Source organism: Vibrio sp. SCSIO 43009, from assembly GCF_023716525.1.
GTDB classification, from domain to species: Bacteria; Pseudomonadota; Gammaproteobacteria; order Enterobacterales; family Vibrionaceae; genus Vibrio; species Vibrio alginolyticus.
Genome location: NZ_CP071842.1, coordinates 2,873,263 through 2,886,061, shown reverse-complemented (window position 1 = coordinate 2,886,061; position 12,799 = coordinate 2,873,263). Strand labels below are relative to the sequence as shown.

Genomic DNA, 12,799 nt, shown 5'->3' with positions numbered 1-12,799 from the left:
TATGCGTCATCTTTATAGCTTTATGTATAATTATTCAGTAAAAGTTGTGAAATATTTAACATTTTTTGAGTGTTTTATTTTCATCAACTTCACAAGCTATAGCTTATTGTAAAAAAGGTCAAGTTATTAGTGGATCATCACGTGAATATACGATTTACCATTTAATAAGCTAAAATAGTTTAATAATTTCAAATAGATAGAAAATTGATTGTTACAAAAAAGTAACATTTGATTCTGTGGGAGATAAAAAAGACCAGCATAAAATGCTGGTCAAAATAGAAAGATTGGAAGGAATTGTTTTCTTTCTTCACCGATAGCCATCGATATTGCTGATGGCTATTAGGCAATTGAAAGAGAGAAGCATGACTGCTTCGTTAAGCAGAAAGCATCAGTGAATCTGCTTTTGCTTCTAGGTTTGTGCCACCCATTAGGTAATCATCGATAGCACGGGCACATTCGCGGCCTTCATTGATACAACGAACCACCAAAGATTGGCCTGTTCGCATATCACCAGCAGCAAATACGCCTTCTTGGTTAGTAGCAAAATCTTGAGTTGCTACGTTACCGCGATCGTCTAGTGCGATATCCAGTTGAGCAAGTACGCCTGTTGGTTCAGGGTGTAGGAAGCCCATCGCTAGAAATGCCATATCACATGGAATCACACGCTCGCTGCCTTCTACTTCTTTGAAGCTTGGGCGCTCGCCTGGTTTTGCATCTTGCCAAACGATATCAGCAAGACGAAGGCCTGTGACTTCACCTTTGTCATTTCCGATGAACTCTTTGGTCAGGATGTTCCAGTGACGATCGACACCTTCTTCATGAGAGGTCGAAGTACGTAGGATCATTGGGTATTGAGGCCAAGGCATATTGGCTGGGCGCTTCTCTGGTGGAATCGGCATGATTTCCACTTGAGTTACGCTTGCTGCGCCGTGACGGTTTGACGTACCTACACAGTCTGAACCGGTATCGCCACCACCAATGACAACCACATGTTTACCTTTTGCGTGAATCTCTTCCGTTTTCAGGTCCATGTTATTGGCGCGACGGTTGTTTTGACCTAGGAATTCCATCGCGAAGTGAACGCCTTTGAGCTCACGACCCGGAACGGGCAAATCACGTGGAACCGTTGAGCCACCGGTTAGTAGAACCACATCGAACTCTTGACGCAATTGTTGAGCATTTACATCAACACCGACGTGTTGGTTTACTTTAAACTCAATGCCAGCTTCTGCCATTAGATTGATCTTGCGATCAATGACTTCCATGCTCAGTTTAAAGTCTGGGATACCAAAACGTAGTAGACCGCCCACTTTCTCGTCTCGCTCGAATACCGTCACAGTATGACCTGCGCTGTTTAGCTGCTCAGCAGCTGCAAGGCCAGCAGGACCTGAACCAATGATCGCAACGGTTTTGCCAGTGCGAGAGCGTGGTGTTTTTGGTTTGGCGTACCCTTCACGATACGCCGTTTCTACGATGGTTTTTTCGATATTACAGATAGTGATTGGGTCTTGGTTGATACCAAGAACACAAGCACTTTCACATGGAGCAGGGCAAACACGACCAGTAAACTCTGGGAAGTTGTTCGTCGAGCTTAGGATGTTCCAAGCTTCTTCCCAGCTATCACGATAAACCGCGTCGTTAAATTCTGGGATGATGTTACCGATAGGGCAGCCGTTATGACAAAACGGCACGCCACAATCCATACAACGAGAAGCTTGAGTATTGATCTTGTCACCAAACTCCTCGTTCAGAACGAACTCTTTGTTGTTCTTGATGCGTTCAGCTGGGTCAATCTTCTGTGGTAGTTCACGACCATGCTCTAAAAATCCAGTAGGCTTACCCATTATACGGCCTCCACTTGAGTTTCGTTTCCTTGAGACAGTGCTTCAGCTTTGCGTTTTTGAAGAACCGCTTTATAGTCACGCGGCATTACCTTAGCCATAGAGGCTAGGCTAGCTTCAAAATTGTCTAGGAAAGACTGAGCGACTTCACTTCCTGTGAATTGAACATGCTTAGTTAGCATGTCGAGTAATAGATCTCTGTCTTCTTGCTCGATTGGATCTAGGTCTACTAGCTCTGGGTTCAGTTTCGACTCAAAGTCACCTGATTTATCCCATACGTATGCCACGCCGCCACTCATACCTGCGGCAAAGTTACGACCTGTTGAACCTAGGATAATTGCTGCACCGCCCGTCATGTATTCACAACCGTGGTCACCGACGCCTTCTACTACTACTTTCGCGCCTGAGTTACGAACACAGAAACGTTCACCAGCCATACCGCGAATGAAAGACTCACCCGAAGTTGCACCGTAGAAACACACGTTACCAACCACGATGTTGTCTTCCGCGACAATACTTGATTTTGCATCTGGGTAAAGTACTAAGGTACCGCCAGATAAGCCTTTACCCCAGTAGTCGTTCGCGTCGCCTTCCACTTCGAACTTCACGCCCTTAGCTAGGAATGCACCGAATGACTGACCCGCAGAACCTTTGAACTTCACGTTCATTGGCTGAGGTAGACCCGCATCTTTGTACACTTTCGAGATTTCGTTCGACAACATGGTACCTGCAGAGCGGTCCGTGTTGACGATAGGGAACTCGGCATTCACCGCTTCGCCTTTCTCTAGTGCAGGAATCGCTGCTTGAATCAGCTTACGGTCTAGCACTTCTTCTAGGTTGTGGTTCTGTTGAGCTTGGTTGAATACACCATCAGCTTCACGTGGTTGCTCAACGTGGAGAACAGGAGACAGATCTAGGTTCTTGTATTTCCAGTGAGAAATGTCTTGGCGGATCTTCAGTTTCTGACCTTGACCGACCATTTCATCGATAGTGCGGAAGCCAAGCTCAGCCATGATTTCACGTAGACCTTGTGCCATGTATTGGAAGAAGGTAACGACGTCTTCTACGCGGCCATCAAAGCGCTCGCGAAGCGTCTTGTTCTGAGTCGCGATACCAACAGGACAAGTGTTCTTATGACACTTACGCATCATGATACAACCTTCAACCACTAATGCTGCGGTTGCTACGCCCCATTCTTCTGCACCAAGTAGTGTTGCCACTGCAAGGTCGCGAGGTGTCTTCATCTGACCATCTGCTTGAACCACGATACGGTTACGTAGACCGTTCTTCAGTAGCGTTTGGTGCGTTTCTGCCAAGCCAAGTTCCCAAGGAAGACCGGTATGGCGGATTGAAGACATTGGTGATGCACCTGTACCGCCGTCGAAACCTGCGATTAGTACAACGTCCGCTTTCGCTTTCGCTACACCAGAAGCGATCGTACCTACGCCTGCTTCTGATACCAGCTTCACGTTTACACGGCCTGCGCGGTTCGCGTTCTTCAAGTCGTAGATAAGCTGAGCCAAATCTTCGATTGAGTAGATATCGTGGTGTGGTGGTGGAGAGATAAGGCCAACGCCCGGAGTCGAGTGACGCGTTGCACCGATCCAGTCATCTACTTTATCGCCTGGTAGCTGACCACCTTCACCTGGCTTCGCACCTTGAGCCATTTTGATTTGCAGCTCTTCAGCGTTAGTTAGGTAGTAAGAGGTTACGCCGAAACGACCTGAAGCCACCTGCTTGATTGCAGAGCGTTCCCAATCGCCGTTCTCTTTGCGCTCGAAACGCATTGGGTCTTCACCACCTTCACCAGAGTTCGATTTCGCGCCAAGACGGTTCATCGCAACAGCTAGTGTGGAGTGTGCTTCGTAAGAAATAGAACCGAATGACATTGCACCGGTCGCGAAGCGTTTCACGATGCTTTCAATTGGCTCGACTTCGTCGATAGAGATAGAACCAGCTGGGTTCTTAATGAACTCAAGTTGGCTACGTAGGGTTACCGCGTTGTCACCTTGCTTATCTACAGCAGTCGCGTATTGCTTGAACTGATCGTAGTTCTTGTTGCGCGTAGACTCTTGCAGTAGAGAAATGGTTTCTGGGTTGAATAGGTGCTTCTCACCACGCTGTTTCCATTGGTAAACACCACCAACATCCAGCATTTGAATTGGGATTTCGCGTTGTGGGTAACCGATGCGGTGACGGATCAGCACTTCTTTGGCGATATCATCAAGGGTAAGACCTTGGATACGAGAAACCGTACCTGTGAAGTATTTGTCGACCACTGACTTGTGGATACCCAACGCTTCGAAGATTTGTGCGCCGTGGTAAGACTGTAGCGTCGAGATACCCATCTTCGAGAAGATCTTCAGAAGACCGCCATTGATCGCTTTACGGTAGTTGTTGAACAGATCACGAGGGTTCGCTTCTGGATCCAACTTCTTCGTACGTTGAAGTTCAATGATGGTTTCAATCACTAGGTAAGGGTTAACCGCATTCGCACCGTAACCAAGTAGCGTTGCAAAGTGGTGCGTTTCACGCGCGTCACCAGTTTCAACCACGATGTCACACTTCGCACGTAGACCTTTACGGATCAAGTGGTGGTGCACTGCGCCAACTGCCAGCATTGCTGGGATCGCCGCGTGGTTTGAATTCACTGCGCGGTCAGTGAGTAGGATGATTGAGTAACCATCGATAACCGCGTCTTCTGCGTATTGGCAGATACGTTTTAATGCACGCTCAAGTTTGCCTTGATCTTCACTAGCTTGGAATACGATATCCAACGTTTTCGCTTGTAGGTGCTCGTTATCGATCGCACGTAGTTTTTCAAGCTCTGAGTTCGCCAGAACCGGCGATTCTAATTCGACTTTCTGACAGTGAAGTGGTGTTTCAGTCAGAAGGTTTTGGTCTTTACCCAAGTAAGTGTTCAGCGACATAACCATACGCTCACGGATCGGGTCGATCGGTGGGTTGGTTACCTGTGCGAACAGCTGCTTGAAGTAGTTAGAAAGATGTTGAGACTGATGAGATAGAACCGCAAGAGGCCAGTCGGCACCCATTGCTGATAATGGCTCTTTCGCGTCATTCGCCATTGGAACGATGATTTCGTTCACTTCTTCAGTGCTTACGCCAAACGCTTGTTGGCGGTGTAGAAGGTGTTCTGGCTTAGGTTGGCTGAACTGGTTGCTCGCATCTGGCAGCTTCTTCAAGCTCAGTAGGTTTTCTTCTACCCATTTCTCGTAAGGCTGTGCCGTTGCGATGGTGTCTTTCACTTCTTCATCGGAGATGATGCGACCTTGCTCTAGGTCTGCAACGAAGATACGACCCGGTTGTAGACGACCACGGAACTCTACGTTCTCTGGTTCAATATCCACAACACCAGATTCAGATGCCATCACTAGGAAGTTATCTTTGGTCACTGTGTAGCGAGAAGGGCGCAAACCGTTACGGTCTAGTGTCGCACCAACTTGAACACCATCAGTAAAACATACTGAAGCAGGACCATCCCATGGTTCCATGATGTTCGCGTGGTACTGATAGAACGCGCGACGTTTAGGATCCATGTTTTTGTTTTCTTGCCATGCTTCCGGGATCATCATCATCAATGCGTGTGGCAGGCTGCGACCAGAAAGAACTAGGAGCTCAAGTGCCATATCGAAGTTAGATGAATCCGAGCTGCCTTCCTGACAGATTGGAAGAAGCATGTCGATTTCAGCCTGAGTAAACAGGTCTGATTCTAGGATTGCTTCACGGGCTTTCATCCAGTTCAAGTTACCGCGAACTGTATTGATTTCGCCGTTGTGGGCAATGTAACGGAAAGGCTGTGCAAGACGCCATTTCGGGAAGGTGTTGGTAGAGAAACGAGAGTGTACCAGTGCCAGTGCAGTCACCATGGTCGGGTTTTGCAGATCGAGGAAGTACTGAGGTACTTGCTCGGTCGTTAACTGACCTTTGTACACCAATGTCTTGTAAGACATGGAGTTAATGTAGAAGTCGTCACCAATGTTCGAAACGCTTTCTAGGCAAACACGTACTGTGTAGTTACGAAGCACGTACAGTTTGCGTTCTAGTTCTTCAGGTGTGATGCCAGGGCCACCAGAGATAAACACATGCTCAAACTGAGGCTCTGTGCTTAGTGGGTCTGCACCAATCATTGAGTTATCGGTTGGCAATACGCGGTAGCCGATAACTTCAAGATCTAGACGTTGTGCGTTACGTTCTAGAATGTCACGGCATTGCTCGCGTTTGTATTCGTCTTTCGGGAAAAGAACGACACCAACACCATACTTTTCAAACGAAGGCAGTTTAATGCCTAGCTTAACGGCTTCTTCTAATAGGAATTCATGAGGTTTTTGTAGCAAGATACCCGCACCATCACCGCTGCATGGGTCACAACCTTGACCACCACGGTGTTCCATGCGAGCCAGCATATCCAATGCTTGAGTCACTACTTCATGAGATTTACGGTTTTTAAGGTGAGCAACAAAACCGATACCACAAGCGTCATGCTCCAGTTCCGGAGTGTACAGACCCTGTGGATTTTGCTCTCTATCTACCATAGATACATCCTTCCAGTTCAATGTCGACGCAAAAGTACCGGGCAGCAAATACTACCTAGACTATTGATTACGTCTTGTCCTTTATATTTATTATCGCCACCGATCTAGGTTGACCGGTCTTGATTCCTTTCCGTATCTCGCAGGAAAAGTTTTGCGAGAAAAACAATCCTTGGTGGTATCCCTTTATTTATTATCACTATCTAGTGATTTATATAGGTAGGAGTGGGATAACACCGACAAATCCCGCAGTGTGCTTTGTAATAAAAGTCACAAAAATAACGGGGTTGTGTAAGTATCCTACAATTTTGTCACTTCAGAATGCAATGAAAAACTCGGCGTTGTGACCCAATTTTTTCGTTTAATTATGCATTTTTAGTTTAACATTTACGCAACATGAACGATTTTTGTCTTTAATTATGCAAGTTTATTGATTTTGACCCGCATGATGGGTGTTTGAATTGATTAATATTGTGTGTTTTTTCTTGCAGGGATGTAATTTATTTACACAGATCGTAGTGAGATTGATTACGATTTATTGTTGGTGAGAATTTATGCAGTTACATGAGTTGGTCAATACAATCGGCCAAGATCTTCAGCGTCGATACGGTGAAAAGGTTCATAAGTTAACATTGCACGGTGGATTTAGTTGCCCTAACCGCGATGGCACGATTGGGCGGGGAGGATGTACATTTTGCAATGTGGCTTCGTTTGCAGATGAAGAAGTCCAGATAAAAAGCATTCACGAACAGTTAAAAGATCGCGCAGGTGAAATTCACAGAGCGAAGAAATATCTCGCTTATTTTCAGGCCTACACCAGTACCTATGCCGAGGTACAAGTTCTCAAAAACATGTATGAGGAAGCACTAAAGGCTGCAGACATGGTTGGTCTTTGTGTGGGGACGCGTCCTGATTGCGTCCCTGATGCGGTATTGGATTTACTGTCGGGCTATGTACAGCAAGGTTATGAAATTTGGCTAGAACTAGGTCTTCAAACCGCCAACAATGACACCCTAAAACGTATCAATCGTGGTCATGACTTTGAGTGTTATGCCGAAATCACTAAGCGTGCTCGAACACTCGGAATCAAGGTTTGTACTCACTTAATTGTGGGTTTACCCAAAGAAACCCGCGCCGAAAATATTGAAACGCTGCAAAAAGTGTTGGCCGTGGGAACGGATGGCATCAAGTTACATGGCTTGCATATTGTCGAAGGTAGCACCATGGCGAAAGCTTGGCGTGCTGGAAAGCTAGAAGCCCCTGAATTAGAAGAATATGTTGCGATCGCCAGTGAAATGATTCGTATGACACCACCAGATGTGATTTATCATCGCGTTTCATCAGCAGCCAGGAGGCCCACGTTATTATCGCCTCTGTGGTGTGAAAACCGTTGGCTAGCGATGACGGAAATTGGTCGAGATCTCAGTGCTCATGGTGCTCAAGGGAGTCTTACGGGGAATACCTTTATCTATACTAAACCGGAATTAATAGCAGATCGCTCAATAAATAACTGATATATTTTAACCAGTGTTCTTTGAAGGTTTAAACGATGGATCAGTTACTCAATTGGCTTTGGGGTGGTCAAGGCGGTTATGGCTATGTCGTCTTGTTGTTAATCGCAGGCGTGTGCGCGTTAGCACTGATCTATTTGCACTTTCAGACGTCACTTAAGCAACTAGTAACGGATTCTCCCTATCCAGTCATAGTGGTGGACACTAGCCATGCTCAGCTCTTGCTATCTAACCAGGCTGCGATGCAGTTATTAGGCATTCGCTCTTTGGGAACGGGGTATTTGTATCCTGCTTTATTCGATATTCATGAGCTTGAGCAGTTTCTCGAGCGCTTCTCTAGTCGTCATTTTCGTCAGCAGGCTTTTGACTGGCGACTATCTGATAGTGAATCTATTAAAGTGGAGCTGTCAGGCAGAAAGAGTTTATTGCGCAATCATCGAGTTTGGATTCTTTATGCTCAGCCATATCAAGCCACTCACCAAGAGCAGCAACAAGAACTTGCCCAATTAATCATCGCACGTTCGGCATTAGACTCACTTTCAGAGCTAATTTGTACCCAAGACCGCCAAGGCAATCTGTTAACGACCAATCGAGCATTTGATCAATTCTGGCAAGGGCGAAGGGAAGAAGCTTGCGCATCCAAGGCCTTGGGTGAGATGACCAGAAAGAGCGAACGTAAATGGACAACGGATCCACAAGGTCGAAGTTGCTTATTGGAAGTCAATCAAAACTCTCTTGTTTCGCCGAGTGGTGAGCTTATCGGTACGCTGTCTATTAGTCATGACGTGACTGAATGGCACAAGATGCAACAGAATCTGCGAGATGAAATGGAGCGTCGCAAAGATACAGAGGTGGCGCTAGCGCAAAGAGATACTATCTTACAAACGATTCTGGATGCCAGTCCGGACTCTATTGGTATTTTCAATGAGAACATGGTCTATCAAGCGTGTAATCAGCCTTTTGTTAAGGCGTTAGGCATTTCAAAAATTTCTGATTTGATAGGTAAGCGCCTCCAAGACGTTATTCCTAAAGAGATGTACGCGCGCTTAGCAGACAGTGACTTAGAAGCATTACGCCAGTTAGAGCCAGTTCGATACATAGATAAAGTCGTGAGTAGTGATGGTAAAAGTACGTGGTTTGATGTGGTGAAATCGCCTTTTAAAGATAAAGCATCAGGAACGAATGGTGTGCTGATCATGGCGCGTGATATTTCTGAGCGTTATCTTGCAGAACAAAAGTTGGAAAAAGCCAACCTAGAGTTAGAAAAATTGAGCTTTATGGATAGCTTAACTCAAGTATCGAACCGACGCCGTTTCGACGAACAACTGCAGGTATTGTGGTACCACCATGCTAGAGGAAAAGCTGCCGCTCACCATCATGTTATGTGACATCGACTTTTTCAAAGATTACAACGACTGCTACGGTCACCAACAAGGTGATGAAGCGTTAGTCAGTGTCGCTACCGTGTTTACACAAGTCATCAATCGTTCTTCGGATTGTGTTGCGCGTTATGGTGGCGAGGAGTTTGGTTTTATATTGCCGAATACCACCACGGAAGGTGCGCGCAACGGCGCAGCGTATTCATGAGAAAATTCTACAGCTTGATATGGAACACGACAGTTCAGAAGCATCTGAACGCCTTACCGTCAGTATCGGTCTGGTCTCTTACATTCCTCAGCATGGTGATGAACCCGAAATGGGCATCGCTATGGCTGACAGTGCGTTATATCAAGCTAAAGCTGATGGACGTAATCGCACCTGTATTCACCCCAGTTCTTGCTAACGCTTTGTGACCGCTTGCTCTAAGTTGATAGCTGATTGTTTAAATCACCGTATTAAACACGTTAAACTTACAGAAGCCTGTGCGCTCGTTGGTTTATCTTTCTATCTCGTGTCACAAGCGCAGATCGCACCGTGTGTTTTTCACTAATCAAACAGACCTAAATTGCGTTAGGTCGAGTGCATTTACCTGTTTTTCATCATCGAATGGCGCTATCTAGCCACCACCATGGAGTAGTTAATGAAACCCATGAAAAATCTCGCCCAGTATTATGTCGACTTGCTAGTCAAACTGGGGATTGTTCGCTTCTCTATTTTGCTAGCCCTTGCGCTGGTGGCATTAGCTGTTGTGGTGCAGGTAGGGATTACTTTAGCTCTTAAAGGGCGAGTAGATGATATCGACATTGTCCGTTCGGTGTTTTTTGGTCTATTGATCACCCCTTGGGCGGTTTACTTCCTCTCTGTGGTTGTCGATCAACTAGAAGAGTCTCGCCAGCGTTTAACTAAGCTGGTGTCCAAACTGAAGGACATGCGTTCGCGAGATCAAGAGCTGAATTACCAACTTCAACAAAACATTGAAAAGCTTAACCAAGAAATTGAAGAGCGTATTAAAGCGGAAGAAGCACGTGAAGAGGCGATGCAAGACCTCGAAAATGAGGTGTTCCAACGCGAACGTACTCAATTAGAGTTGGCAGAACGTACCGCATTACTGCGTTCATTTATTGATGCCTCACCAGACTTAATTTACTACCGCAATGCGGATGGTGTTTTCTCTGGCTGTAACCGCGCGATGGAAGAGCTAACGGGCAAGAAAGAGCACCAGTTAGTCGGATTAAGCCCTTGGGATGTGTATAGCAAAGAAATCGCCGAGCATATCGTTGATACTGACCAAAAGGTTTTTGCCGATAATCAAGCGATTACTTACGAGCAATGGCTCGAATACCCAGATGGTCGCAAGCATTACTTTGAGCTTCGTAAAGTGCCATTTTACAGCAAAGATGGCCGCCACCTTGGTCTCGTTGGGTTCGGTCGTGATATCACTGAACGTAAGCGCCATGAAGAGTCGTTAGAGAAAGCAAGCCGCGACAAAACTACCTTCATCTCAACCATCAGTCATGAGCTGCGAACGCCGCTGAATGGCATTGTAGGCTTAAGTCGTATGCTTCTAGATAGTCCGTTGACAGAAGAGCAGCGTAAACACATGCAGACCATCAATGTGAGTGCGATTACGCTAGGTAACATCTTCAACGATATTATCGATATGGATAAATTTGATCGCCGTAAGTTAGAACTATTACCTGCGCCACTTAACTTCGAAGACTTCGTCGCAGAGATTGAGAGTATCTCAGCTCTGATGGCGGAACAAAAAGGGTTACGCTTTGATTTAGAACGTTTAAGCGACTTGCCAAAAGCAATTGAAGTGGATGCAACCCGTCTACGTCAGGTGATTTGGAACCTAGTCAGCAACGCAATGAAGTTCACCAAAGAAGGTGGCGTTGTGATGACAGTGAGTGCGGATGTCGAAGACGATTTTGCGACCATTATTATGGAAGTGGAAGACACAGGTATTGGTATTCCAGACGAAGAGCTAGATAAGATCTTTGCGATGTACTACCAAGTGAAATCAGGCAAGGACAACCTGCATGCGGTCGGTACAGGTATTGGTTTGGCGGTATCTAAGCAACTGATCAATATGATGGATGGTGACATTACGGTTACCAGTGAGGAAGGCTTTGGTAGCACTTTTACTGTATCGATCCACGTTCCGATTGTTGAACTAGCTGAGCCAGTCATTGATGCGAAACGCGACAATGTGCGCCTCAACATATTTATGGTCGAAGACATCGAGCTTAACGTAACTGTGGCTAAATCGTTACTTGAGAGCCTAGGGCACTCTGTCACCGTGGCAATGACGGGCCAAGAAGCGTTAGTGAACTTTGTGCCAGAAAAATACGACTTAGCGTTGTTGGATATCCAACTGCCTGATATGACGGGCTTTGATGTCGCCAATTATTACCGCAAGCATTATAACAATCTTCCTCCATTGGTCGCCTTAACTGCTAATGTAATGAAAGATCGTCGTGAATACTTAGATAACGGCATGGATGATGCGATCAGTAAGCCGCTGGCAGTGAATGCTATTCAGTCAGTGATTGATAAATTCTTCGCTCACCAGTTAGAACAACCTAAGGAAGTGGTGAGCGGTCCCGAAACAGTGGAAGAGCCAGTGCCTTCTCCTGTGATTGAGACACATTTGCTCGATATGGATATGTTAGAGTCTTACGTCGACATTGTTGGTGCAAAACCTGTCTACGACAGCATAAAAATGTTTGAAGATATGATGCCAGACTATATCGATGTCTTAGATTCGAACATGACAGCGAAAGATCAAGATGGGATTGTTTCTGAAGCGCATAAAATCAAAGGTGCTGCAGGTTCAATTGGCCTGAAACGTATCCAAAGTGTGGCGCAAAAAGCACAATCGCCCGATATGCCTGCATGGTGGGAAAACATTTCAGACTGGGTTGAAGAGATCAAAAATGAATACCAAAACGATATTCAAGTCCTCAAAAGTTGGTTGGAACAAAGGAAATAACATGAAAAGAATCGCACCATTGGCGTTAGTCATGGCATTGATGGCAGGCTGTAGTTCCGTTCCAAATGTGAATTGGCAACAAAACAGTCAGATTACGATTAATGAGGTTAATGTTGAGCTCAAAAGTAATTTATGGGTTAACCTCATGCCGAATATTGGGGACGTGGAAGAGCAAAGTATTCAAGGTGCACTTTACCTCGAAGGAGATCAGTTACTTCCTGCAAATCTAACGGCAGAAGCTCTTATTATTAAACAGGGGCAAAAAGAGTGGTTGGTGGACAGTGCGTCTTTAGATACTCGAACGCACAGTGAAAGCCGATGGGAGGTGGCGTTCGCGTCTCACATTGATGTGAACACAGAAAAATCGGTTGATATCGCAGTGCTTCTAGACGATGCGGGTAAACAGCGTTGGTTAGTCGAAAAGTACGTGAAGATTAACAAGGTTTATTAACCGCAATGATGTTGCATTAGTCGTTAGACCTAAAACAAAAAGGGCTTGCTCAATGAGCAAGCCCTTCGGAT

The 12,799-nt window shown here is 45.8% G+C and carries 5 protein-coding genes and 1 pseudogene; 4 read left to right on the top strand and 2 right to left on the bottom strand.

The genetic code is table 11. The annotated features are described in order from the left end of the window. Positions 1 to 374: 374 nt before the first annotated feature. Entirely contained in the window at positions 375 to 1,844 is a 1,470-nt protein-coding gene (locus J4N43_RS13365) for a glutamate synthase subunit beta (protein ID WP_138938955.1), read from the bottom strand. Further along, entirely contained in the window at positions 1,844 to 6,394 is a 4,551-nt protein-coding gene (gltB, locus tag J4N43_RS13360; RefSeq protein WP_158159561.1) for a glutamate synthase large subunit, read from the bottom strand. The genes J4N43_RS13365 and gltB overlap by 1 nt, the downstream gene beginning before the upstream one ends. A 551-nt stretch (positions 6,395 to 6,945) precedes the next feature. On the opposite strand from gltB, the gene mnmL reads away from it, so the two are divergent. The 4 genes and pseudogenes from mnmL (at position 6,946) to J4N43_RS13340 (ending at position 12,728) form a co-directional block, all read left to right on the top strand. Further along, entirely contained in the window at positions 6,946 to 7,905 is a 960-nt protein-coding gene (gene mnmL / locus J4N43_RS13355) for a tRNA modification radical SAM protein MnmL/YtqA (RefSeq protein WP_017633631.1), read from the top strand. A gap of 35 nt (positions 7,906 to 7,940) precedes the next feature. Further along, positions 7,941 to 9,685 (top strand): annotated as a pseudogene (locus J4N43_RS13350) (sensor domain-containing diguanylate cyclase). Positions 9,686 to 9,922: 237 nt separating this feature from the next. Next, positions 9,923 to 12,277 (top strand): aerobic respiration two-component sensor histidine kinase ArcB, encoded by a 2,355-nt coding sequence (gene arcB / locus J4N43_RS13345; protein WP_005381826.1) that lies wholly within the window; start codon positions 9,923 to 9,925, stop codon positions 12,275 to 12,277. 1 nt (position 12,278) lies between these two features. Next, complete coding sequence (locus J4N43_RS13340) at positions 12,279 to 12,728, top strand: putative periplasmic lipoprotein (RefSeq protein WP_158159562.1); 450 nt, start codon at positions 12,279 to 12,281, stop codon at positions 12,726 to 12,728. Positions 12,729 to 12,799: the final 71 nt, after the last annotated feature.